The 24,033-nt window shown below is 69.0% G+C and carries 23 protein-coding genes; 8 read left to right on the top strand and 15 right to left on the bottom strand.

The genetic code is table 11. The annotated features are described in order from the left end of the window. Positions 1 to 114: 114 nt before the first annotated feature. Complete coding sequence (locus tag VN779_RS08020) at positions 115 to 510, bottom strand: FMN-binding protein (RefSeq protein ID WP_325721718.1); 396 nt, start codon at positions 508 to 510, stop codon at positions 115 to 117. Between the two features lie 170 nt (positions 511 to 680). After that, a complete protein-coding gene (locus tag VN779_RS08015) occupies positions 681 to 1,169 on the bottom strand; it encodes a universal stress protein (protein ID WP_325721716.1) in 489 nt (162 codons plus the stop codon). 261 nt (positions 1,170 to 1,430) lie between these two features. Here VN779_RS08015 and VN779_RS08010 point away from each other — a divergent pair, with 261 nt between their 5' ends. Beyond that, a complete protein-coding gene (locus tag VN779_RS08010) occupies positions 1,431 to 2,243 on the top strand; it encodes an SAM-dependent methyltransferase (RefSeq protein ID WP_325721714.1) in 813 nt (270 codons plus the stop codon). A gap of 52 nt (positions 2,244 to 2,295) precedes the next feature. On the opposite strand, the gene VN779_RS08005 is transcribed toward VN779_RS08010, so the two are convergent. Further along, entirely contained in the window at positions 2,296 to 2,982 is a 687-nt protein-coding gene (locus tag VN779_RS08005; protein ID WP_325721713.1) for a GNAT family N-acetyltransferase, read from the bottom strand. A 247-nt stretch (positions 2,983 to 3,229) separates the two neighbouring features. Continuing rightward, a complete protein-coding gene (locus VN779_RS08000) occupies positions 3,230 to 4,975 on the bottom strand; it encodes an MFS transporter (RefSeq protein ID WP_325721711.1) in 1,746 nt (581 codons plus the stop codon). 284 nt (positions 4,976 to 5,259) lie between these two features. Here VN779_RS08000 and VN779_RS07995 point away from each other — a divergent pair, with 284 nt between their 5' ends. Next, positions 5,260 to 6,177: a hypothetical protein gene (locus VN779_RS07995; RefSeq protein WP_325721709.1), complete on the top strand. Its 918-nt coding sequence runs from the start codon at positions 5,260 to 5,262 to the stop codon at positions 6,175 to 6,177. Between the two features lie 119 nt (positions 6,178 to 6,296). Here the strand turns inward: VN779_RS07995 and VN779_RS07990 are convergent, their stop codons facing one another. The 7 genes from VN779_RS07990 to VN779_RS07960 all read right to left on the bottom strand — a co-directional run bounded on the left by VN779_RS07990 (position 6,297) and on the right by VN779_RS07960 (position 14,028). After that, the gene (locus VN779_RS07990; protein WP_325721707.1) at positions 6,297 to 6,998 is read right to left on the bottom strand and encodes a DUF4232 domain-containing protein; all 702 of its coding nucleotides are present in this window, start codon (positions 6,996 to 6,998) and stop codon (positions 6,297 to 6,299) included. A 215-nt stretch (positions 6,999 to 7,213) separates the two neighbouring features. Next, entirely contained in the window at positions 7,214 to 7,948 is a 735-nt protein-coding gene (locus tag VN779_RS07985) for a response regulator transcription factor (protein WP_325721705.1), read from the bottom strand. Further along, the gene (locus tag VN779_RS07980; RefSeq protein ID WP_325721703.1) at positions 7,945 to 9,201 is read right to left on the bottom strand and encodes a sensor histidine kinase; all 1,257 of its coding nucleotides are present in this window, start codon (positions 9,199 to 9,201) and stop codon (positions 7,945 to 7,947) included. The genes VN779_RS07985 and VN779_RS07980 overlap by 4 nt, the downstream gene beginning before the upstream one ends. A gap of 137 nt (positions 9,202 to 9,338) precedes the next feature. Next, a complete protein-coding gene (locus tag VN779_RS07975; protein WP_325721701.1) occupies positions 9,339 to 9,857 on the bottom strand; it encodes a hypothetical protein in 519 nt (172 codons plus the stop codon). 546 nt (positions 9,858 to 10,403) lie between these two features. After that, complete coding sequence (locus VN779_RS07970) at positions 10,404 to 12,710, bottom strand: FtsX-like permease family protein (protein WP_325721699.1); 2,307 nt, start codon at positions 12,708 to 12,710, stop codon at positions 10,404 to 10,406. After that, positions 12,707 to 13,504, bottom strand: a complete 798-nt coding sequence (locus VN779_RS07965) for an ABC transporter ATP-binding protein (protein WP_325721697.1) — start codon at positions 13,502 to 13,504, stop codon at positions 12,707 to 12,709. Before VN779_RS07965 ends, VN779_RS07970 begins: the two co-directional genes overlap by 4 nt. Then, positions 13,501 to 14,028: a PadR family transcriptional regulator gene (locus VN779_RS07960; protein ID WP_325721695.1), complete on the bottom strand. Its 528-nt coding sequence runs from the start codon at positions 14,026 to 14,028 to the stop codon at positions 13,501 to 13,503. The genes VN779_RS07965 and VN779_RS07960 overlap by 4 nt, the downstream gene beginning before the upstream one ends. A gap of 207 nt (positions 14,029 to 14,235) precedes the next feature. Between VN779_RS07960 and VN779_RS07955 the strand changes: the two genes are divergently transcribed. Then, positions 14,236 to 15,912, top strand: a complete 1,677-nt coding sequence (locus VN779_RS07955; RefSeq protein ID WP_325721694.1) for a sigma-70 family RNA polymerase sigma factor — start codon at positions 14,236 to 14,238, stop codon at positions 15,910 to 15,912. Positions 15,913 to 16,006: 94 nt separating this feature from the next. On the opposite strand, the gene VN779_RS07950 is transcribed toward VN779_RS07955, so the two are convergent. Next, complete coding sequence (locus VN779_RS07950) at positions 16,007 to 17,692, bottom strand: beta-1,3-glucanase family protein (protein WP_325721692.1); 1,686 nt, start codon at positions 17,690 to 17,692, stop codon at positions 16,007 to 16,009. Positions 17,693 to 18,082: 390 nt separating this feature from the next. On the opposite strand from VN779_RS07950, the gene VN779_RS07945 reads away from it, so the two are divergent. Both VN779_RS07945 and VN779_RS07940 read left to right on the top strand, forming a co-directional pair. Continuing rightward, the gene (locus tag VN779_RS07945) at positions 18,083 to 18,547 is read left to right on the top strand and encodes a MarR family winged helix-turn-helix transcriptional regulator (RefSeq protein WP_325721690.1); all 465 of its coding nucleotides are present in this window, start codon (positions 18,083 to 18,085) and stop codon (positions 18,545 to 18,547) included. 27 nt (positions 18,548 to 18,574) lie between these two features. Continuing rightward, the gene (locus tag VN779_RS07940) at positions 18,575 to 19,492 is read left to right on the top strand and encodes an NADP-dependent oxidoreductase (protein WP_325721688.1); all 918 of its coding nucleotides are present in this window, start codon (positions 18,575 to 18,577) and stop codon (positions 19,490 to 19,492) included. 100 nt (positions 19,493 to 19,592) lie between these two features. Here the strand turns inward: VN779_RS07940 and VN779_RS07935 are convergent, their stop codons facing one another. Further along, positions 19,593 to 20,291, bottom strand: coding sequence for a TetR/AcrR family transcriptional regulator (locus VN779_RS07935; RefSeq protein WP_325721686.1), 699 nt, complete (start codon positions 20,289 to 20,291; stop codon positions 19,593 to 19,595). A 122-nt stretch (positions 20,292 to 20,413) separates the two neighbouring features. Here VN779_RS07935 and VN779_RS07930 point away from each other — a divergent pair, with 122 nt between their 5' ends. Both VN779_RS07930 and VN779_RS07925 read left to right on the top strand, forming a co-directional pair. Continuing rightward, positions 20,414 to 20,887 carry a cupin domain-containing protein gene (locus tag VN779_RS07930; RefSeq protein ID WP_325721684.1) on the top strand — a complete coding sequence of 158 codons (474 nt, stop codon included), beginning with the start codon at positions 20,414 to 20,416 and terminating at the stop codon, positions 20,885 to 20,887. 10 nt (positions 20,888 to 20,897) lie between these two features. Further along, positions 20,898 to 21,698 (top strand): alpha/beta hydrolase, encoded by an 801-nt coding sequence (locus VN779_RS07925; RefSeq protein ID WP_325721683.1) that lies wholly within the window; start codon positions 20,898 to 20,900, stop codon positions 21,696 to 21,698. A gap of 55 nt (positions 21,699 to 21,753) precedes the next feature. Here the strand turns inward: VN779_RS07925 and VN779_RS07920 are convergent, their stop codons facing one another. Continuing rightward, positions 21,754 to 22,698, bottom strand: coding sequence for a LysR family transcriptional regulator (locus VN779_RS07920; RefSeq protein ID WP_325721681.1), 945 nt, complete (start codon positions 22,696 to 22,698; stop codon positions 21,754 to 21,756). Positions 22,699 to 22,791: 93 nt separating this feature from the next. Here VN779_RS07920 and VN779_RS07915 point away from each other — a divergent pair, with 93 nt between their 5' ends. Then, a complete protein-coding gene (locus VN779_RS07915) occupies positions 22,792 to 23,622 on the top strand; it encodes an oxidoreductase (RefSeq protein WP_325721679.1) in 831 nt (276 codons plus the stop codon). A 119-nt stretch (positions 23,623 to 23,741) separates the two neighbouring features. Here VN779_RS07915 and VN779_RS07910 read toward each other — a convergent pair. Then, positions 23,742 to 24,033 (bottom strand): SDR family oxidoreductase (locus VN779_RS07910; RefSeq protein ID WP_414639613.1); only part of this gene is annotated, 292 nt, incomplete at its 5' end.

The following is a 24,033-nucleotide window of genomic DNA, read 5'->3' as shown; positions in this document are numbered from 1 at the left end:
ATCCTCGACATCGCGGGCAGCCGCTTGGTGTCGGCGCAGATCGTGCCGGTGGCCTGAGCTGACCTGGACTGACGCGGTCTGGCGTGGCTCCGGCTCAACAACGCGGCCGGTGCGTCAGTGATGCAGCCCGGCGGCGTCCAGCGCGGCCTGCAGAGAGCTGATGTAGCCGTGCGAGGTGTACGTGGCGCCGGAGACGATCTGCACGTCAGCGCTCTGTTTCGCCAGCACCTCGCTGCGCAGCTTCGGCGCGGCGTAGGTCCCGCCCGCCCACGAGTGCGGGTTGTCGTGCGGCAGGGACAGAGCCTTGACATCGATGATCCGCCCGCCGGCGATCACCGCCTGCACCTGCACGATGCCGTGCGCCAACACGACCTGCGGGCCGGTGACCGTCACGGTGTCGTTCTTGCGAACCACACTTGCGGCGTACCCGGAACGCACTCCCTCCTTCATGCCGACAAGCGCCAGCATGGCGAGCACGGTGGCGGTGACGAAGACGACGGTTCGGCGCACGGTCCCGGATCCTCTTTCCTCGCGGACGGCGGCGCTGCCCGACCGCAGCGCCCGACGCCGGTGCACACGTGGATGAGGGCCTTGCCGCTCGCCTTGAACGGGAATCTTGACCGAGTCTTTGCCGTTGCCGCGCAACCTCGCCGGCCGCGCACGGGTGCTGGCGCCCGCGCTCAGGACTGGGGTATCGGCGCGTCGAAGTCGAGGCCGGAGATCAGTTCGCGGTGGTGCGGCAGCCAGCGGCGGCGGCGCACCTCGATCGCCATCTGCGGGCCCGGCACGATCAACACCGGACAGTGCGCCCGCCGCAGGCAGTCACGGCTGATCGACCGGGACCACAGCCCGTGCCAGCGGCCGGCCCCGTCGGTGCCCACGATCAGCACGTCATCGGGGTTGTGGGCGCGGCGGGCCAGCGTCTCGGCCACCGAGCCGATCAGCAGTTCGCGGTGCACGACCACGTCCGCGGGCATGCCGCCGAGGGCTTCTTCGAACGCGGCGTCGATCTCACTGGTTTCCGTTAGCGTTAACACGCTGACGACGCGCACCGCGTGCAGATCCGTACCGCGACGCCTGGCCTCAGCGACCGCGAAGCGCAGGGCGGCCAATCCGGGAATCGAGCGGTCGACACCCACGAAAACTCGCGGGACCGGACTGTGGTCCATCGCCGCTCTCCTTCCCGGCGCAAGCGGGCGCGCCTGCGGGCTCCCGGTTTCCACGGTACCTGCCGCCATACCTGATCGGGCCGCTTTCCCGGGATTCAGCGTTATGCGATCGCATGTGCAGCCGACCCTTGCGGCGGACTCGTCCAGGCGTGCGAGACCCGTCCCGATCCAGTGTCCGCCACCTCAGCCGCAAGCGCATCAGCGGGCGCCGCGGCGGCGGCGGATGTACACGGCGCGGTGGCAACAGGCAGACTGACGACCATGGACACCAGTGACCAGCTGCCGATGCTGACCCCGGCGGACATCGAGCGGCCGAGCCCGGCCCGCATCTACGACTACTGGCTGGGCGGCAGCAACAACTTCGCCGCCGACCGCGAGGTGGCGGAGCGGGCCGCGGCGGCGATGCCGACGCTGAAGGCGGCGATCTGGGCCAACCGGGCGTTCCTGCGCCGGGCGGTCAAGGCGCTGGTCACCGAGTATGGCGTGACGCAGTTCCTCGACCTGGGCTCGGGCGTGCCGACGGTCGGCAACGTGCACGAGATCGCGCAGGGCGCGGACCCGTCCTGCCGAGTGCTCTACGTGGACATCGATCCGGTAGCCGTCGCACACGGGCACTCGCTGCTGGAAGGCAACGCGCAAGCGTCGGTCATTCATGCGGACCTGCGGCACCCCGAGACAGTGCTGGAGCACCCGAGGACGGCGGAACTGATCGACTTCAGCAAGCCGGTGGCGGTGCTGATGATCGCGGTGCTGCACTTCATCCCGGACGAGGAGCAGCCGGGGCAGATCGTGCAGGCATACCGCGAGGTGCTCTCCCCCGGCAGCTTCCTGGCGCTCTCGCACGCGGCGCCGGACCTGGAGCACCCGACCGAGCAGGCGGGCATGATCGACGATTATCAGCGCTCGACGAGAGTTCGCTTCATCCACCGCACGCCCGAGCAGTTGCGGGCCTGGCTCGGCGATTTCGCCGTGCAGCCGCCGGGCATCGTGCAGGTCAACCAGTGGCGGCCGGAAGCCGAGAACGACCAGCACATTCTGCGCACCTACGGCCTGCTGGCGCGCAAGGAGAGCTGACGCCGCGGCGGCTGCTCGCGTTGCCGGGATGCGAGCCGCGGCGGCGCTGTGATCAGAGCCGCTGGAAGGCGGTGACCCAACCGTGCGTCCGCGGCGTGAATCCTAGGGATTCGTACACCCGGATCGCGCTCGCATTCTGCGAAAGGACGTTGAGGAACGCCCGCTCGCCGCGTTCGTTGATGCCCGCCACCACCGCGCATATCAACCGGGCCGCCAGGCCCTGCCCTCGGTACGCCGGATCGGTGCACACCGCGCTGACCTCGGTCCATCCGGGCGGATGCTGTCGTTCGCCGGCCATCGCGATGAGCGCGCCATCGCGCCGGATGCCGAGGTAGGTGCCGAGTTCGACGGTACGCGGCAGGAACGGCCCCGGTTTGGTGCGCGCGACCAGATCGAGGATGTCGGGCACGTCGTCAGGGCCGAGCACGACGGCCTCGGGATCGGTCCGCGCCTCGACTGAGGTCTCCACGAACAGCGAGCACTCCTCACCGAAGACCTGCTTCCAGCCTGCGGGCGCGTGAGCCGGTCCAGGCAAGAGCACCACTGATCCTGCCTGGCCCACCAGATCCGCGGCGTCGGACCAGCACTGCTCGTCATCCGGGTCTTCGAGCGCGACGAATGGCGCGGTCTCCGGGTGGTACCGGATGGCGCGGCCATTGCGTTCGGCGAAGCGCGCGTGCGGGCCGGTGAGTGACGCCCACGTCACGCGGTCAAGCACATGCCGCAGATCCGCTTCCACCACGGATTCCCTTGAGAGAGACGGCACTGCGCGGGACTGCACTGCGCGGGACTGCACTGCGTGGGATTCGACTGCCGGGCCAGAACTCGTCGGTCTGCTGACTTCCTCGACGGCCACCCTGCGCCTCCCGGACGGTCTCGATCGCTCCACTGCTGGCACAACCGTAACCGCGAGCCCGTCCGAGGGCGCGGCATTAATCGGACGCCCCGACCTCTGCTACGCCAAGGACTACTCACAAGCCCCCGCGTTACTGCCCTGGCCGCGCCGCCGCCGGCTGCGCCTGCACTTCAGGCTTGTTGCGGATCAAGCAGGTCCCAGCCGCGACCAGGCACATGGCGATGGCGAGCGAGAAGACCACGACCAATCCGGTGTGGAAGGGCCCTGAGATGAGGTTCGGGAAGAACTGACGGCCGGTCAGCGTGCGCGCGTTCGCGGCCGGCAACTGACCGAGTACGTGCGGCCCGAGCAGTTCCTGGATCGGGTTGTAGCCGAGGAACGCGGCGAACAGGGTGCCGACCGGCGGCAGCGCGGCCACGTTTTGCGCGTCGGCGAGGGCGACGCCCTGCGCGGTAAGGCCGGTGGTCAGCGTGTGCGGCAGCGAGCCGGCCAGTCCGGCGACCATGAGCGAGAAGAAGATGCCGATCGAAAGCACCATGCCGGCGTTCTGGAACGTCGCGCGCATCCCGGAGGCCGCTCCGCGCGCCTCGGCCGGCACGTTCGACATGATGATCGAGGTGTTCGGGGCCGCGAACAGTCCGCCGCCGAGCCCGTTGAGGAAGACCAGCGCGGCGAACCACAGGTAGCTGAAGTTGGTCGGCAGCAGCAGCAGACCGGCGAAGGACGCGGCCATCACGGCCAGCCCGCCGGCCGCGAACAGCCGCGCGCCGAACAGGTCGGACAGGTGCCCGGATATCGGCCCGGCGGCGAGGAATCCCACGGTCAGCGGCAGCAGGTAGATGCCGGCCCACAGCGGGGTCTGCGCGTAGTCGTATCCGTGCAGCGGCAGCCAGATGCCTTGCAGCCAGATGATCAGCATGAACTGCATGCCGCCGCGGCCGATCGACCCGAGCAGCGCCGCCGCGTTGCCGCCGGTGAAAGCCGCGTTGCGAAACAGGCGCAGCGGGAACATCGGCTCGGGCACACGCATCTCGATCCGGCAGAACACCGCGAGCAGCACGACCCCGCCGACCAATCCGGAGATCACCCAGGGGTTGGTCCAGCCCATGGTGTGGCCGCCGTAAGGCTGGATGCCATAGGTGATCCCCGCGAGCAGCGCAGTCAGGCCGATGGCGAAGGTCAGATTGCCCCACCAGTCGATGCGCGCGGCCCTGCGGATTCCGGTTTCGTGCAGCGAGCGGTACGCCCAATACGTGCCGACGATCCCGATGGGCACGTTGACCCAGAAGATGGAGCGCCAGTCCCACTCGGCCAGCGCGCCGCCGAGCACCAGGCCGATGAACGAACCGGCGATGCCGGCGACCATGTTCACGCCCAGCGCCATGCCGCGTTGCTCGGCCGGGAACGCGTCGGTGATGATCGCGGCGGAGTTCGCCATCAGCATCGAGCCGCCGATCGCCTGCGCGATGCGCCACAGGATCAGCCAGAGCGCGCCCGCGCCGCCGTGCAGCGGATCGAGCGACAGGATGATCGAGGTGATGGCGAAGATCAGGAACCCGGCGTTGTAGATGCGCACCCGGCCCCACATGTCGCCGAGCCGGCCCAGGGCGACGACGAGCACTGCGGATACCAGCATGTAGCCCATCAGCATCCACAGCAGATAGCTGACGTTGCCGGGCCGCAGCGGGTCGAGGCGGATGCCGTTGAAGATGGCCGGAAGGGAGATCAGCACGATCGAGCTGTTGATCGTCGCGATCAGCATGCCGAGCGTGGTGTTGGACAACGCGATCCACTTGTAGCGCGGATGGTCGACGCTCACCCAGCGGCGCCGCGCCTTCCCCTTGGCCGTCTCGCCCCGGGTTCCGGTCGTCGTCATCCGCGCCCGCCCTTTCTCACGCGCCAAATTACTTAGCAAAGGTAACCTAATTACCCTCCCGGCTGAAGCGAACCCGAGCTACTTGCGCAACATCACACTCGCGGCGACGCCAGCCGCGCCCTCAGCCTTTTTCCGCACCGCCTCGGCGCCTGTTACGACTCGGCCACCAACCCGCGCTCGGCTGTATCACCAGCCGTGCGCCGCGCCTCTTGTTGGGTGCGGCGCAGTACAGCGCGGCGGCCGGGTGGGCGGCCGCCGGGATCCACCGACTCGGAGGCGGCCTGATGGTCCAGTACAACGCGCGACACGAGCCGCCGGGCGGCGCGCGGCGCTGGGCGGCGGTGGAGTTGACGGATCCCGCGCGCGCAGCGGACCGCGCCCCGCGAATCGTCGCGCGACTGCACAGCGCGGCGCAGGGGCACGCGGTCCTCAGCCGGCTCGCGGTGGGAGATCAGAGCGCGCTGATCGAGTCGGGAATCGTCGCCAGACGGACCTATGACACGCGCCGGCACGAGTGGGGCCTGGGCCGCGACCGCGTGCACGGCGATTGCTATCTCGTACTCGGCGGCCCGAACCTGGTCGACTGGAGCCATCCGGCGCTGCGCGGGCTCGAGCCGCTGGCCCACACGCATCCGGAGCACTGGATCAACCGGGGCGAGGTGGGCCGGGATCTCGCGCCCACGATCGCCGCAGCGCTCGGCGAGTGGCTGGTGCAGATGTCCGGAGTGCCGCTCGGATTCATGCCGGGCGACCTTTGGTACCTCTTCCCCTCCAATCAGGACCTGGCGGCGGCGTATGCGCAGGAACATCAGGAGACAGAGACCGTTTACACGCCCTTCCGGCTCGGCCAGGACGGCTGGTTGTCGGCTGCGGGCGGCCCGACGCTCAACGTGCAGTTCGGCCCGGTCATGGCGCGGCTGCGCGACAACGCCGCCGAGGTCGTGCGGCAGGTGGGCGTCGAGGTGGCGGACGAGTCGAGCGTGCGGCGGGCGGAGGAGGCGTGCCTGATGTACCTCTGGTCGCCGATCACCTTCCGCGCCGGAGAGGCGCCGATCGTCTCAGGGGTGCTCCAGATCGACCCGGTGCGCGGCATCGACGGCCGCTTCCCGCAGTTCGCGTGGTTCCGGCCGCAGTCCCCGAACGGACTGCGCAGCCGGGCCCAAGTGCGCATGTTCATCGCGAACATCAACACCGGGCGCTGACTCTCGGCGTGCCGCCTCCCGCGTCTGCCGGGCGATGCACGCCGGCCGACCAGAACGACTCCAGGATCGCGCCGCCCAGCGCAGCCGAGAATAGCGCCCGCGTGGTCTCGCTCGCGGCGTCAGGCACCGCCCTGGCCTGCCTGCACGGCCTGAACGCTCATGCTGACCGTGCTCGTGGTGCACACGCTCGTGTTGTACGGGATGTACAGCAGGTTCGAGGTGTTCGGCGGGTAGACCAGCAGCCAGGACGTCGAGGCCGGCTTACAGTCCGCGGTCGGGTAGTTCAGCACATTGACGATCTGGAGCGTGGTGTACGCGTAGCCGCCCGGCTGGAGGGTGACAACGCTCGACGACACCGCGCTATTGCGGCTTGCCGGCTGCCCGACTTGGTTGACCGGGGTGCCATTTCCGGCCGAGACGCCCGGGTAGCCGTAGAGCGTGCATGGCTGGTTGTTGAGGTTTTTGAAGGTGATGGTGACGTACGCCGAACCGGCTGCGGCCCCGACCCGGCCGGTGTCGCCATGCAGGTAACGCACCGAGCACGTATTGCCTGCGGCCGCGTGCCCGGTGGCAGCGGAGGTTGCACCACCGGATCCGCCGGTCCCCCCACCACCACCCGCGCCGCTCGAAGCGTTGGCGGTTGCGTTACCACCGCCGCTGGTCGCAGTCGGCGCGGTCGCCGCGCCTGAGCCACCGACCGCGCTCGGCGACGGACCCGGCGTGCCGGATGAGGCGCAGGCCGCGCTGAACGCGATGACGCTCGCCAGCAGGCAGAACGCGCCGAATCCGCGACGCCGTGCCGCGTGGTGGAACCTGTTCATGACCCGCACCTCTCAGTCGCCCGCCGGACTGGCAGCCTTTTCCCCACCCGAGGACGTTCGGCGTGCCACGCTGGTTGGACGCCGTGCACGTCGCTCGCTTGTCAATGTAGGCGCGTGAACCTCGATGATCAGGGAACACGGCCGATGGTGTGCGTTCGGGTACGGACGATTGCCCTATCGGGAGGACAAGCGTCGCCTCAGTGGGTGACTACCTGTCAGCCTCGACCTACGAGGCCGTTGCGGTAGGCGTAACGCACGGCTTGGGCGCGGTCGCGGGCGCCGATCTTGGCGAAGATCCGGTTGATGTGGGTCTTCACCGTCGCCTGGCTGACCACGAGTCGCGCACAGATCTGCGCGTTGGACAGGCCCTCGGCGATCAGCGCGAGCACTTCCGCCTCACGCGGCGTCAGACCGTCGGGAAGTGCGTGCTCTGCCAGCGGGTCACCGGCCGGGTGCGGTCCGCCGCCGGCGGCGTGGATGGCCGGGTTCGGCGCAGCCGCCGCCGGTCCGTCCGGAAGTAGCGCCGCGACAAGTCGCTCCTGCACGATCGGGTCAAGCCACGTCCGGCCGTTGTGGACGTTCCGGATCGCCGTTTCGACCTCGTCGCCGTCGGCGTCCTTGGTCAGGTAGCCGCGCGCTCCTGCTCGCAGCGCGGGGAACACCGAGTCGTCGTCCGCGTAGGTGGTGAGCACGAGCACCGCGCAGTCCGGGAGCCGCTCGCGCAGCGCCGCCGTCGCGGCCGTCCCGTCGAGCACCGGCATGTTCAGGTCCATCAGCACCACGTCCGGCCGCAATTGCTCCGCGAGCCGCACCGCTTCGGCGCCGTCCTTGGCCGCGCCGACAACCTCGGTGCCGTCGAGCGTCCCGATCAGCAGCACCAGGCCTTCGCGCACGACCCGCTGATCGTCCGCGATCAGCACCCTGATGGGCTCTGCGGTTGCGCCGCTCACGCCGGGATCTCCATCCGCACGATCCACCCTTCTTGGGTCGGCCCGGCCGTCGCGGTTCCGCCGACCTCGGCGAGGCGCTCTCGCATGCCGATCAGGCCGAGACCGGAACCCGCGATGATCGGCGCGGATGCTGGCACGGAGGCGGGATCGGCGCTCGCCGCGTCCGCGACCGTCTTAGTGACTCGATCCTCGACGGTCAGTACCGTGACGTCGCGCTCATACGCGAGTGTCACTAAGGTCTGCGAACCTCGGGCGTAGCGTGCAGCGTTCGTCAGCGCTTCCTGCGCGCCGCGATACAGCGCAAGGCCCGCCTCGCCCGGCAGGTCGCGGCGTGTCCCGGAGACGATGAGTTTCGCGTCGAGTTCGAGGTCGCCGCGGTAGCGCTCAACCAGGTCCGGCAACCGATCGAGCGAGGCGACCGCGTCGCCGCGCAGCGCGCCGACCGCCCGACGGGCGTCGGCCAGACCCTCCTTGACCAGCTTCGCGCAGCGGTCAAGCAACTCGGTCAGGTCCCCGCCGCTCTGCCCGCGCCGGGACAGCCGCCGCGCCGCCTCCATCTGAATGGCCAGGCCGGAGAGGGACTGCGCGAGGACGTCGTGCAGATCCTGCGCGATCCGGGTGCGTTCGGCCAGCGCGACCGCTTCCGCCTCGGCCGCGCGGGCGTCCTCGAGTTGCGCGAGCAGCAGTTCGGCGCGATCGGAGTTGCGCCCCGCCTGGCTCATGCAGACCGCCATGACTCCGAGAACACCGCAGAACAGCAGGTCAGTCAATGCATTGATGAATGCCGAACCGCTCGCCAGCATCGCCGCAAGCAGGCCGATCCCGACCGCGGCGGCGATGGGGGCCGCCTGCCGTGGCGAGAGGAAGAAGAACGCGGTCATGATCGACACCGAGGCGGGCAACGCCGAGATTCCGGCTGGCTGGAGCGCCGCAAGCACGATGCCGAACGCGCCGATCACCAAGGAGATCGCCGCCGTGCGCGCGGTGGAGTCGAGCGGCCAGCTGCGATGCAGCGTCGCCCAGACCATCGGCAGCAGGCAGCCGACCAGCGCGATGGTGACGCCGAGGTGGGCACCCGACCAGCCAGGCGCCGGCCGGTTGTGCAGCGTCACCACCAGGACAGTGATGATCACGACGCCGAGCACCGGCCGAAGCCGCCTGCTCCAGCGTTCGCGCCGGTCCCGGGCTCCGGCCAGCGCAACAGCGACCCGCGGGCTGACCGCGGGCTGCTCCTGGCCGGTGAAGTCCGTCATGCTCTGAAGGATAGGTGCGCGGCGGCTCGGGGCGAGGGCACGCACGCGCGGCGTAACGGCCGACGGCCCGGATCCGCGGGTGCGGGACCGGGCCGCCGAAGCGATTTGGAGGAAGATCGCCGAGGCCGTCATCTGAGTCATACGGCCAGGGCCGCAGGGCGGTGGCCGGAATTGAACCGCGCCGCCCGCAAGCGCACCACCGCGGTGCGGGCCAGCACCTGCACCAGCGCCATGAGCAGCAGCGCGGCGGTCCAGGCGCCGGCTCCGGTGATCGAGTGGCCACGGCTGAAATCGGCGATGGCGTGGGCGCCGCCGTGCGTGGCCGCGTACTCGAATCCGGTGCGCGAGGCCATGCCGACGATCCACAGCACCGCGGCGACCAGGCCGGCCTTTGCGATCAGCACGCCGTCCGATCCGCGCTCGAGCCGGGTGGCCAGTCCGCAGCCGACGCCGAGAAGCGCGCCGGCGGCGACGCACAGGGCGTCGAGGAGCACGTCGTTGCCTTGGGTGGGCACCGACTTCAGATAGTAGGCGGCCGCCGCACCGACCAGCACGATCGGCATCACGAGGCTGCGCGCGGTAAGGCGCATTCCGCGGATCTGCGGGATCACGAGAAGGATCAGGGCCGCTGCGATGAGGTAATCAGTAGTCGTCATGGCTCTGAGAGTGCCGCCATCGGCGCGCGCGATCGTCGGCCGCAGGGTTGGCCCGCGGGTTGGTTCGCGGCGTCAACCCACGGGTTGACGCAGACCGGCGCGGCGGGTTCAGCCAATCGCCGGGTCGCCAGCGCAGATCAGCGGTTCATTTCGTTGTGCGAGAGAACAATCGAGCGGGGGTTCTCGGCGCTTGGGTGCAGGTTCTCTCGCCGGGATGCGGGAACCGCAACGAATTCGTCATGAACTCTTGCGGAATTTGGTGTCACGCAACACAATTTCGCGCAGACGTCGTCGCACTCCACACCGCGCCAGCCAGACCACGTCGCGCACAGAACAACCCACGCATGAACACTGCTTCACCGAACACTGCTTCTCCGAACACCGCTTCAACGAGCACCGCGTTAACGAGCGCAGCTTCACAGCGCCCCGAGCAGGTGCCGGACCACGCCGCGGTCCGGCGCCCAGGCGGGGCCTGCCGTACCGCCTGTCGGCAGGCCCCGCCGCCCTCTCCCCGTTGCTCCCCCGGGTCTTAGCGCGAGCGTTCTCTCACTCGAAGCGGGCGTTGTCGGACGCGGTGACCCGGCCCAGTAGCGGCAGCGTCGAAGCGATCACGGCGAGGCAGACCGCGAGCCCGATGCCCATGGTCACGCCGTACGCATGTCCGGGCAGTTGCAGTGGCGCGCCGTGCGCGAGAGCGTTCGCCACCGGGATCGCCAGGACCAGCCCGGTGACCGCGGCGAGCAGAGCTGTGGCGACTAGCGGCAGCAGCGATTCGAGCAGCACCGTGAGATACAGGCTGCGCGACGGGGTGCCGCTGAGCCGCAACAGGATGAACGGACGCTTGCGCTCGATCAGCCCCGCGCCCATCGCGACCGCGAGGCTGCACCCGGCGACCAGCAGCGTCAGCCCCAGCATCAGGAAGATGATCCGCTGCGCGGCCTCGATTGCCGTCTGCCTGACCTGCGCCACCTCGCCGAAGGTCTGCGGCTGGTTGCCTCCGGCCGGCACGTTCGCCCCCGCCAGCGGCGGGATGTGCACGGCCAGATAGGTGCGGACCCGCTCCAGCGTCGCCGCGTCGCTCGTGCGCACCATGAGGACGCTGAGCCGCAGGCTGCCGAGGTTGCCCGAGTACGCCGGATCACTGCCGCGCACGATCGGGAACTGCATCGCCAGCGGATTGTCGATGAACAGATCGGCGGGCAGCAGTTCGACTGCCTGAGCACCCGTAGGACAGGTGCCGAGGATCGGCAGCTGACGCAACGCCGCACAGCTCATCACACTGTTGGGCGGCAGCGGCTGGCTCGGGTCCGGGCCGTTCGGGCCGATCCCCTGCCCGCCCTGCGCGGTGGGCTTACCTGACGCTGGGAGCGCATAGATCGGAAGCACGGTCGCGCCCGAGTAGCTTTGCAGTGCGCTGATGGTCTGCGCGGCGAGCTGCGGCGACAGTCCATCGTTCGCGTCGGCCCCGTCGGGCGTAGGGCCGTCGGTGATGTCGTATCCGACGCGCAGCACGTCGTTCAGCTCCGCGCGAGTGCCGCCGCTGGACGCGTGCAACCCCGTCGCCACGATCGTCCCGATGGCCGTGCCGACGAATACCGCGAGCATCAGACCGCTGACGGTCCGGAAAGCGGCCTTCGGATTATCGGCCAATCGGCGCGCGGCCAGCAACGACGGGGCGCCCTTAGCTACTGCGGCGAGCAGCACGGAGCACTTCATGGTGAGCCACGGCCCCGCGATGACCAACCCGAACATCACCAGCACCAGGCCGGGGAAGGCGATCGACAGGCTTGAGTCAGTGCCGCCGGAGCCGACCGCCGCGACAAAAAGGACCATGCCGAGGACCAGCGGGAGAAGCCGCCACGCCCGCGGCGGCGGCTGGGTCGTGCGCCGGCTGACGCCGAGCGGCGAGACCTGCACGCGGCGCAGCGACCAGACCGCGGCCGCCGCGGCGATGATCGGGATCCCCACGAGGACCGCGGCGTACCCGGCGGCCGTCGGGGTGACGGTGTACCCGAAGACCCTGGCCCCGGTGATGGAGACCTTTGCGACACCGGGCCGGATGAGCAGGAAGGCGCCGGTACCGAGTACGGCGCCGAACATGGCGCCGATCGCCGCGTCCACCGACGCCATCACGTTGATCTGCCGGGCCTTGGCACCGACGAGCCGCAGCGCGGCGTAACGCTCCTCGCGCCTGGCCGCCGAAAGCCGCGTCGCCGTTCCGACGAGCACCAGCATCGGCAGCACCATCGCGATCGCGCCGAGCCCGAAGCCGAGGCGGTACACGTTGGTCGTGCCCTCGGACCGTGGCGCGGAGTCGATCTTGTCCACCGCGCCGGTTCCGTGCATCGCCGCCAGTTGGGCCGGGGTGTATCCGACCACGATGACCAGCTCGTCCGGTCCGGTGAGTGCGGCGTCGGCGAGCACGCCGGACTGCCGGCCCGGGAAGCGGTCGCCGAGTTCGTCGCGCGGTGTGCTGCTTAACAGCGCGGCCATCGCCGGCGAGGCGTAGTAGCGGCCTGGGCCGGGCATCTGCGCCAGACCGGGGATGGCCGGCGCTTTGTCACCGAGGGCTGCGACGTCGAGCCGTTCGATGGTGCGGCCTTTGAAGTAGTCCTCGCTGTAGTTCCACAGATCGGCGTTGGCGGGCGGCGCCGCGAGGGAGATGTTCGACAGATCGGCGGCGTGGGTGCATTCCCAGCACGGTCGCGCCGAGCCGGCCTGGAAGGCGTGAAAGTCACCGAGGACGGCGAGCAGCACGGTGACGCCCACGGCAACGGCCAGCGCCGTGGCGATGAGCCGGGTGAGCGCTTCGCGGCCACTGCTCAGAGTGAGGCGAAGACCGAGGCGGATCATCGGGCAGCCGCCGCCGCACCGTATCCGGCCGCGACCCGGCCGTCGCGCACCATGACCTCGCGGTCGGCGCAGGCGGCCACTCGAGCGTCGTGAGTGACTACCACGACCGTGGTCCCCTCCTGCCTCGCGGTGCTCACCAACAGGTCCATCACCTTCTCGCCGGTCAGCGAGTCCAGCGCCCCAGTCGGCTCGTCCGCGAACAGCACCTTGGGCCGGGTGGCCAGGGCGCGGCCGATCGCGACGCGTTGAGCCTGGCCGCCCGACAGCTCTCCGGTGCGGCGCGCGCCGAGTTCTTCGAGGCCGAGCCGGACCAGCCAGGACTGCGCGGTCTCGTAAGCCAGCTTGCGCCGGACCTTGCCCAGCAGCAGCGGCAGCGCGACGTTGTCGAGCGCGGTCAGCTCCGGCACCAGCTGGCCGAACTGGAAGACGAAACCGAAGTCGGTACGCCGCATCTCGGTGCGCAGGTTGTCGCCCAGAGTGTCGATGCGGTGGCCGTCGAACCACACCTCGCCGCGGTCGGGCGTGTAGATCCCGGCCAGGCAGTGCAGCAGCGTGGATTTACCCGAACCGCTCGGCCCCATCACCGCGAGTACTTCGCCTTGCGCGACGCTGAGGCTCGCGCCCTGCAGCGCGGGCGTGTTGCCGAAGGCGCGGAAAAGCTCGCGGGCTTCGAGCAGGCTGCCGCGCGCGGTGCCGGGCGACGCGGCCGATTGCGCTGACGATAGGTCCGTTCCGATGGGATTTATGGAGTGCCCGCTGTTCACAAGATCCCCGTTCACAAGATCCCCGTTCATGAGGTGCGCACCATTTCCGCGAGTGAGCCGAGCCGCGCCTCGGTGGCGTCGATCCACCGCAGGTCGGCTTCGAGATGGAAGAGGCCGTAGTCGGCCAGCAGGACATCGATGGTCGGTCCCGAGCGCCGCAGCTCGGTCAGTTCGCGCATCCGCTTGAGGTGCGCGGCGCGCTGGGTGTCGAGGTAGTCGGCGGCCGGGCGGCCGAGCATCAGGGCGAGGACCACCTTCGCGAACAGCACGCTCTGCAGGTGCGGTTCGGGTTCGGCCGGCCTGGTGAGCCAGGTCTCGACCTCCTCGCGACCCGCCTCGGTGATCGCGTAGCGCTTGCGGTCGGGTCCGTCGCCCGGTTCTGCTTCGCCGGCTGTCACCTTTCCGTCCCGGGCCAGCCGGCTGAGGGTCGAGTAGACCTGTCCGAACGGCAGCGGCTTACCGCGGCCGAAGAACGCGTCGTAATCCCGTTTGAGGTCGTAGCCGTGACTCGGTTCCCGGTCCAGGAGGCCGAGCAAGGTCAGTGGAACGCTCATGCTGCGACAATACACTCAGTGTATACACGCGAGCAATAGCCTTCCGAGCTGCGCCCTTTCCGCAGCTCACCCGCGTCGCCGCGCAATGTGGTCAATCCCTGGGCGGGATTTTGCAAGCCGGGCGTGGAATTTCTGTGACCCGGCCCCTACCTTTGGGGTCTCCAAGACTGAAGGGGGACGGAAGCAGTCTGAGGCGAGGATGTGCGTATGGTCGGGCAGACGGATGCGCGGTTGGTGACAGCTGCACGGTCCGGGGATCAGGAAGCCCTGGACGAGCTGGTCGCGCAGTACCTGCCGTTGGTGTACAACATCGTGGGCCGCGCCCTAGCCCGGCATGCCGACGTCGATGACGTGGTGCAGGAGACGATGCTGCGCGTGGTGCGCGGCCTCGGCGGGCTACGCGATCCCGAGCGCTTCCGCTCCTGGCTGGTCGCGGTCGCGATGAATCAGGTGCGCGAACACAGCAGCATCCACCGCGACGCCGCGCGGCTCGAGGAGATCGCCGAGGTGGCCGATCCCGGAGCCGACTTCGTCGATCTCACCCTCGTCGAGCTCGGATTGTCCGATCAACGCCGCGAGGTGGCCCTGGCCACGCGCTGGCTCGATCCGGACGACCGGCACCTGCTGTCACTGTGGTGGCTGGTCAACGCCGGCCACCTGACCCGCGGCGAACTGGTCTGCGCGCTGGATCTGGATCCGCACCACGTCACGGTGCGGGTCGCGCGGATGAAGGCGCAGCTCGACGGCGCACGATTGGTGGTGCGCGCGCTGATCACCAGGCCGCGCTGTCCGGGCCTGGCGGAGGCCATGTTCTCGTGGCGCGGCGAGGAATCCCCGCTGTGGCGCAAGCGGTTCGCCCGGCACATCCGCGAATGCGGCTACTGCGCGAGCGCGCAGGCGGATCTCATACCCGCCGAGCGGCTGCTGGCCGGCCTTGGCCTCGTCCCGCTGCCCGCCGGCTACGCGGCCTACATGCTGGCCTCGACGCACGGTGCGATGCATGGCGTCACCCATCTCGCGACAAGCTCGATGCCGCCCTCGGATCCGGGCTCTGCGTTACAAAGCACTGGCACTGACGGTCGAATACCCGGGCCGCGTGGCAAGCATGGTTCGTCAAATCGCTTCACGCCGCACGCCGGGCACGTCAGCCACCTCGCGGTGAAGCCGCTGCTCGCCGCCGTCGCGATCACCGCGGTGGCCGGTGTCGGCATCGTGACCGTGCATGCGATGGGCGCGGGTGCGCCGGCCACCACCCAGTCCCCGCGCGCGATGTCGAGTGCCGCTCCCGGGATCGTCAATCTCTCCCCCGGCGCGTCGCCTTCCTCCGCCCTCGCGCCTACTAGCACCGCGCCGAGTCCCAAGCCCTCGCCGAGCGTCGCGAAACCGAGTCCGAGCGCCGCACACGCGCAGAAGCCGCGGGTCACCACGCCCACCTCCGCGGCCGGCAGCGGCACGACGAACAGCAGCGCGGTGCAGCAGGTGCTCGATCTCATCAACCAGGCCCGTGCCCAGGCCGGACTGCCCGCGTACACGATCACCTCGGGGCTGACCAGCAGCGCCACCACCCACAACCAGACGATGGCCGGCGGCTGTGGCCTGTCTCATCAGTGCCCTGGCGAGGCTCCGCTCGGCGACCGCGAGACTGCCGCCGGAGTGCATTGGACCAGCGCGGGAGAAAACATCGGCGAAGGCGGCCCGGTGTCGGACACGCAGGCGGCGATCGCGCAGATGGCGGTCGGACTCACCCAAAGCATGCTTGACGAGAAGCCGCCGAACGACGGTCACCGGCAGAACATCCTGAGCAGTTCCTTCCACCACATCGGAATCGCGGTGTTCCGGGACAGCTCGGGCACAGTGTGGATGACGCAGGACTTCTCGGACTAGGCCGTAGTTCAAAGAAGGACGAAGGCGCCGGTCGGCCCGCACTTGGCGACCGGCGCCGGTCCACTGCGCCGTGCTGTCCGGCGAGGCTCGCCCGCTAGCTAAACGTGAACCAGTTGACATTCACGAAGTCGGCGGGCTGGCCGCTGGCGAAGGTCAGATACACGGTGTGCACGCCGGTGACCCGGCCGATGTTGCTCGGAACCGTGCGCCAGCTCTGCCAGCCGCCGGTGTTCGCGATCGCGAAGCTGCCGACCGGCGCGGCACTCGGGCTGTCCAGCGCCACCTGAACCAGGCCGCTGACGCCACCGGCCGCGCCGGAAGCCACCCGGGCGCTGAACTGCGTCGCGCCGCCGCTGCCGAAGTCGACCTTCGCGTAGCCGAGCCAGTCGCCGTTCGCGATCCAGCCGACGTCTTGGCCGCCGCCGGTGTCGGAGCACGCCTCGGTCTGCGTTCCGGACTGCGAGCTGTAGCTCTCGGCCTGGATTGTGGAGAAGGCGCTGATCGTGCCGCCTCCACCGCCGCTGCCGCCGGTCGCGGACGCGCTCGGGCTGGGACCGGGGCCGCCACCGGACGCGTTGCCACCGCCCACCGTGACGGTCAGCAGAGTCGGGTTCGGGTCGTTCACCGCGCCGGATTGATCCGCGCCGCCGGTCGGTGCCACGTCGTCGTAGGGGAAGGCGTAGCCGCGGCCGTCGAGGTTCGTGGCGTGCACGATCCGCGCGTAGTGGTTCGTCACCGCATTCTGGTAGTAGTTCGCCGGGTTCTCGCCGTCCGGCTGGCTCGCGTCGCTCAGCAGCGTGGAGCGGTTGATCGCGGCGCTGATGCGTGCGGTAAGGGCGCCCTTCTCGGCCGAGCCCGGGGCGAAGGGCCCTGAGTTGCAGCTGAAGATGTCGGCCGAGGACGGCATGCCGAAGCTCGCGGCGCCGGGGAAGGTGAGCTGGCCGCCGGAGACCTGGCCGTTGAGCGTGCCCCACTGCGCCTGGGTGTCCACGGCCAGCGGTGTGGTCGAGTACTTAGACCACACCTGGTTGAGGTAGCCGTTGAAATAGCCGGAGAAGAGCGACGGGTTCATCACGATGCCGTTGGTCGGGCTCAGCGCGCGCAGGTTGCGGCCGCCGGAGGTGACGATCAGCTTGTTCCAGCCGGCGCCGTCGGCGTTGTTCTGTGCGATCAGGGCGTTGCAGACCGTGTCGAGGCCGCTGGTGGCCATGCCGGAGACGTGCTGCTGAGCGCCGGAGGAGTTCGCGAGGGTCAACGCGATCGGGATCGAGACGAAGTCGACGTAGCTGATGTTCGCGAACAGCTGGGTGTTGTTGTAGGTGAACTCGCAGAAGTCCCACATCACGTTGATGCTGGGGTCGCTCGGGTTGGTCACGGAGGGCTCGACCAGGGCGGGGCCGGGATTGAGCAGGAAGGTGATCGGCGCGCCGATGGAGAACCAGATCCGGCCGCCGGCGATGTGCGGGATGGTCACGTTGACCGTGGAGCCTGGCGCGCCGAGCGGGATCGCGCAGTTGGCGCCGAGCGGGGTGCCGGTGGAACTTGGCGAGGACGGGTAGTACGGCGTGCGCCCGTCAGCTTGGAGGAGGAACAGGGCATTGCCGTTGTCGATCGCTTGTCCGGTGATGTACGCGTAGACGGTGCCGGACGTCGTCGCGTTCTGCAGCGCGATGTTGAGCGTAGGCGCGGTAGCCGAGGCGCGGGTGGACAGGACGCTGGCCGTCGCGGCACCGCCGACCAGCGCACTGGACGCCACAATGAACTTCCTGCGGGAGAGCATGAGAGCCACATCTCCTTCTGTTGAATACGCACGGGCCGGCGTGCAGGCAGCGATGCTCGTGCGGGCGCGGACCGCGTCGCCGTGGGTGAGGTCGAGTGGGCGCCGCACCCGACCGGAAGCGTTTACGGACAGCGGCTGCAGCGAGTATGGAAAGCGCAGGCCGCCGCGTCAACGGTTGGCGGGCTTTCGATCTTGACGGAAATACCGCACTTAAGATCGGCTTACGGAAGTGACCGTCCGCCAGAGTGCGGATACGCGACGCACATCCTTGCCACCCCCAGCACGCGTGACCCGGACCAGCGGACCGGCGCGTCGGCCTGGCGATCCGGATTCCCTGGAATAAGATTCTCGGGAATCTAGTTCCGTGGAAGGTAAGGAGGGAGCGCAACCATGGCGAGCAAGTCGGCGGACGGGCTTCGGCAGTTGTTCAGCGACATCGTGCGGCTTGAGATCGAACTGTGGGACGCCGTGGACCGGCGGTTGCGCGAGACGCCAGGCATCTCGATGGGCGATTTCGACGTGATGCAGATCGTCGCGCGCACGCCGTCATGCCGGGTGTACGACATCGCCGAGCAGCTTTCAGTCACCGTCGGCGGCATCAGCAAGGCCGTGGACCGGCTGGAACGGCGTGGCCATGTGGCACGCCGCAGCAATCCCGAGGACCGCCGTTCGTCGCTCATCGAGCTGACTTCGGACGGGGCGCAAGCCCTCGCCGGGGCCGGGTCGGTCGTGGACGACGAATTGGAACTTCGCCTCGGCTCGGTGCTGTCGGCAGATTCGCTCACCGAGTTGGGCTCCCTCATCGCACGGCTGCGCTCCGGGCTGGCCAAGCCGCCGGGCGCGGACCGTTCATAAACACGGAACTGGGAACGGAGCACGACCATGCCTAAGGCAGTTCGATTCGACCAGTACGGCGACATCAATGTTCTGAACGTGGTGGAGGTGCCGCAGCCCGAGCCGGGCGCGGGAGAGGTGCTCGTCGCGGTGAAGGCGGCAGGCATCAACCCCGGCGAGGCGAAGGTACGCGAGGGCGCGATGCATGACCGGTGGCCGGCCACCTTCCCGTCCGGCCAGGGCAGCGACCTGGCAGGTGTGGTCGCGAAGCTAGGGCCGGGCGTGACGGGTTTCGCGGTCGGCGATGAGGTGCTCGGCTTTACCAACCTGCGCGCCAGCCAGGCGCAGTTCGTGATCGTGCAGGCTGACGAGCTGGCGCCGAAGCCGGCGAACGTGCCGTGGGAGGTGGCCGGTTCGTTGTTCGTCGCCGGGACGACGGCGTTCGCGGCGGTGCGTGCGGTGGAGTTGAAGCCCGGCGACACGGTAGCGGTTTCGGGCGCGGCCGGCGGTGTGGGTTCGCTGGTTGTGCAGCTGGCCAGGCGCGCCGGGGCCGAGGTCATCGGAATCGCGGGGCCGGCCAACCACGCCTGGCTGGCGAGCCAGGGGGTGAAGCCGGTCGAGTACGGCACGGGCCTGGCCGAACGGCTGCGCGAGACGGCGGGGCGGATCGACGCCTTCATCGACACGCATGGCGAGGGTTACGTGAAGCTGGCCCTCGATTTGGGCGTGGATCGGGACCGCGTGAATACGATCATCGACTTCGCCGCCGCGGCCGAGTACGGCGTGAAGGCGGAGGGCAACGGCGCGGCGGCCACGATCGAGGTGGTGGCCGAGTTGGCGGACCTGGTGGCGCGCGGCGAACTGGAAGTGCCGATCGCCGCGACATTCCCGCTCGACGAGGTCCGGGCGGCGTTCGAACTGGTCGAGCAGGGCCACGCGCACGGCAAGGTGGTGCTGCTGCCGTAGCCGACCTGCCGCTCTGCGGTGTGAGCGGGCGCGCTTAGAGCCGCCGAGAATTAAATGTGTCCACACCCTGGTTTTCGCCCAGCGCGCGGCCACGCAACATTTAGTTCTCGGCGGGCCCTTGCTCGACCGGCCGAAACCTGTCCTCCACGGCTGTCCGGGTGAGCGCACGCGCCGCGTGTACAGCGCTGTCGATCGCCTCGCTGGGAGACAGGCCGCACAGGTCGGTGAGGGTGAACAGTGCTTCGGCGGAGACGACCAGTGCCAAGTCACGCTTCAGCTGGACCAGGGCGAAGGCGCTCTCGGCGGCGCTGCCGGAGCCGCCCGCCTGCTCCAACGGCGCGAGGGCACTATCGATGAGGCCGAACCTGAGCCCGGGACGGATCGCGCCACCCTGGCCGTCAGTGATCGCAGCCGACATCATCGCGCGCACGGCGCCCTGATACGACAACACATGTCCGAGCAGGAAACGCGTCGCGTGCTCGATGCGCTCCACGGGGTCCGAGCACTCGGCCAGCGATGCCATCGCCTCCGCCGGGTCGGGCAGCAAGCCGGTGAACGACTCACGCAGCAGAGTACTGAGATCCGGGAAGTAGCGGTACGCGGTGGCCTCTGAAACCAGCGCGGCCTGCGCGACCGCGGGCATGGTGACTTCCCCTCCGCCGCGGATCAGTTCACGGGTCGCGGCGATGATGGCGTTTCGCGTGCGCAGCTTCTGATTGCTGCGCCGCCCGCCCAGTTCCGGACGCTGCGTTTCGGGCGCTTGGTCCTCAGTTCCTGTTCGCTGCCGGGTCTGTGTCACCTCACCATCGTCGCGCGCCCAAGGCCATTCGTCAAAGCCGACTCTCTTCATGAGAGTCGACTTGCACGAAAGTGCGAATCAAGGTAGCTTCATGAGAGTCAACTCTCATGAAGGAGGCGTCCATGGCCGAGGTATCGGTCGTCGGGCCCGAAGACGGCGAGGTCATCACCCTCGGTCCGGCGCGGATCCGGATCCTGGAGGACGGCAGCACGACCGGCCACCGGCTCGGCGCCGCCGAGATCACGCTCGCGCCGCACGCGCCCGGGCCGCAGCAGCACCGGCACGCCCGGCATGACGAAGGGTTCTTCGTCGTCTCCGGCACCGCGCGGTTCACAGTCGGTGACTCGGTCCACGACGCACCGGCCGGCTCGCTGGTCATGGTGCCGCCAGGGGCACCGCACAGCTTTGCCAACCCGGGCGCGCAGCCGCTCGTCATGATCAATACGTTCACGCCGGACCTATACGTCCAGTACTTCCGCGATCTGCGGAACATGCTCGCCTCCGGGCAGCAGCTCAGCGACGAGGCCGTCGCCGGCGTGATGAATCGCTACGAAACCGTTCCGGCGACCACCTACGCCGCCGACCCAGAAGCCTGAGGAGCCGACCATGACTCAATCCACGACGTACGAGCTGTCCGTGCCGGGAATCGGCGCAGTAGACCTGACGGTCGATGAACGCGGCGAAGGGCGGCCGCTGCTGTTGCTACATGGCGGCGCCGGCCCCTTGTCCGTCGCGAATTTGGCCGAGGCGCTCGCCGCCCAGGGCGGTATACGCGTCCTGGCGCCCACTCACCCCGGCTTCGAGGGCACCGCGCGCCCTGCGGCCCTCGACACCGTGCCCGGTCTCGCCGCTGTCTACGAGACCCTGTTCGAGCGACTCGACCTGGCCGACATCGTAGTCGCGGGCAACTCTCTCGGCGGCTGGGTGGCAGCGCAGCTAGCGCTTGGCCGCAGCATCTCGCGGCTTTCCGGCATCGTGGTGATCAACGCCGTCGGCATCGAGGTGCCGGGCCATCCGATCGCCGAGACCGCTGGCGTGGCACCGGACCAGCTCCTCGCCTTGAGTTACCACGACCCGGCTCCCTTCCTCGTCGACCCCGCAGCGCTCCCGGCGCAGCGCAAGGCGGCGATAGCGGCGAATCGCGCGACGGTGCAGCTCTACGGCGGCGCCTCGATGTACGACCCGCAGTTGCGTGCACGCCTTTCGGCGATCACGACACCCGCGCTGTTCATCTGGGGCGAGAGTGACCGGATCGCCGATCTCGAATACGGCCGCGCATATGCACAGTCCGTCCCCGGCGCCCGCTTCGAGCCGATTCCCGAGGCCGGCCACTTCCCGCACATCGAGCAGCCCGCGATGACGCTGAAGGCGATAACCCAGTTCATAGACGGCCTAGAGGTCGGCTGACCAAGATCGCAGCAGACCAAGCTCACCAGCACGCGCATCACTCCGCGGTCTGCCCCTAGCCAGCGTCAGCGGCTTCGGCACGGTCGTCGGGCCCAGTGGCGGCACGTGTCCGACTGAGGAAGACCCTTGCGGCTCGCACATACCCTCTCACCAGGGGTCGAGAGTCCTCGCTACGCCAGGCCAAGGCCAGCTGGCACGGTGCAAGGTCGACGACGGGACGTGTGACCACGTCGCCACGAGTCAGCAGCGGAGCATTCCCCGCCGCCACTAGGCAAACGCCCCGGCCATCGACCAGCGCTTCATAGGTCTCGTCCGGATTGTTGACGACGGCGCCGATCTTCGCGGTCTCACCGGGCCGGGCGTCGAGACCGAGCCAGAAGTCACGAAGCGGTCCCGCAGTCTCCGGCAACGCGAGCAAGGGTTCATCGACAAGGTCCGCCAGCACAACTTCCTGCTTCCCGACGAGCGGATGCCGGTCAGGAAAGGCGACGTGCCGGGGTTCGGACGCCATGACGATCCGTCCGTACCGGTCATCGTCGGGAAGGGGCAACCAGACGAACGCGACATCGCTCGAACCGTCGGCCAGACCGGCGGTCGGGTCCTCCCAGCCGACCTGCCGCAAGTCGAGCCGCGTGCCAGGGTGCGCACTGGTGAATCGCGACCGGATGGCCGGCAACATGCCGCCGCGGCCAGGGCTCGTGCTCATGCCGATGATCAGCCGGGCACCCTGGGCGGCCTTCGCCGCTTCGAGCACGGCGCTCGCCTCGTCCCAGGCTTCGAGGACGCGCCGGGCGTGCGGCAGAAGCGCCTCGCCAGCGGGCGTCAGCCGTACGGCTCGCCGATCGCGCGTGAACAACGCCGCACCCAGGTGCTTCTCCAGGAGGCGGATCTGCTTGCTCAACGCCGGTTGCGACACGAATAACCGCTCTGCCGCGTGCGTGAAGTGCAGTTCCTCGGCAACTGCGACGAAGTACCGCAGATCTCTGCCGTGCACGTCCATAACCAACGGTTATAACAGAGGATCTTGGACCGCGCCGGATTCTCACGCGCACACTCGTAAGCGAAGCCTAAACAGACCGACGAGGAGTCCCAGATGGACAAGGTGTGGCTGATCACCGGCGCGAACAGCGGGTTCGGCCGGGCATTCACCGAGGCCGCAGTGGCGGCAGGCGACATTGTGGTGGCCGCAGCAAGACGACCAGAGGCGCTGACGGACTTGGTCAGTGCCCATCCCGATCGCGTTGAGGCGGTACGGCTCGACGTGACCGACCAGGCAGCGGGCCGCGCAGCCGTCGACGACGTGATCGCCCGGCACGGCCGGATCGACGTGCTGGTCAACAATGCGGGCCGCACACATGTCGGCGCGGTCGAGGAGACCGCAGACGACGAACTGCACGACCTGTTCGACGTGCACTTCTTCGGACCTGCTGCTCTCGTGCGCGCTGTCCTTCCGCACATGCGCGCCCGTAGGTCCGGCGCGATTGTGCAACTGAGCAGCATGGGCGGCCAGCTGTCGTTCGCGGGTTTCGGTGCATACAGCGCCACGAAGTTCGCGCTCGAGGGCCTGTCTGAAGCGCTGGCTGACGAGGTGCGCCCACTGGGAATCAAGGTGCTGATCGTGGAGCCGGGCGCGTTCCGCACCGGATTGTTCGGCAATGCGAGCACGAGCGGCGGACAATTCGAAGACTACGAGCCAACTGTGGGGAACACCCGCAGCATCGTCGCGGCGGGCGACGGCGCGCAGCCAGGCGACCCGGCGAAGGCTGCGCAGGCGGTCATCGCCGCGCTAGAGGCGGACCACACCCCGCTGCGGCTGCCGCTCGGCGACGACGCCGTGGAAGCGGTACTCGCGCACGCCGACACCATGCGCGCGGAAATCGCGACCTGGGAGAAAACCGCCCGGGCGACCACATTCGACAGCTGACAGCGGTTCGTAACGGCGGTTCGCGAGTCCGGGCACAAAAGCCGCCTCGTGCTCCAGTCGTAGATCGTGATCTGACGCCGTTTATGCGCGCCACGGCTTGCCAGCTGCGCCAAGCGCGATCAGTTGACCTGGCCGGTAGGCCGCAGGACGAGCCGGCTGACGTCCACGCGCTCGGGTTGATTGATGGCGAACAGGATCGTTTCGGCGACCTGCTCGGCGGTCAGCGTCGGTGCCGCCGCGGGAGATCCGCCGCGCTCGTCCCAGAATGGGGTGTCCATAATCCCCGGAGCGACGAGAGTGACACTGACACGGTCCTTGGCGACCAGGAGCCTGACAATCTCGGCCAGGGCGTGCGCGGCCCACTTGGTGACGCAGTAGAGGTTGCCGGGCGTGTTCCTGGTGCCGGCGACC

This window comes from Actinocrinis sp., from assembly GCF_035605935.1.
Taxonomy (GTDB): domain Bacteria; phylum Actinomycetota; class Actinomycetes; order Streptomycetales; family Catenulisporaceae; genus Actinocrinis.
Note: the sequence above shows the minus strand (reverse complement) of the source record. Positions and strands in the feature narration are given on the sequence as shown.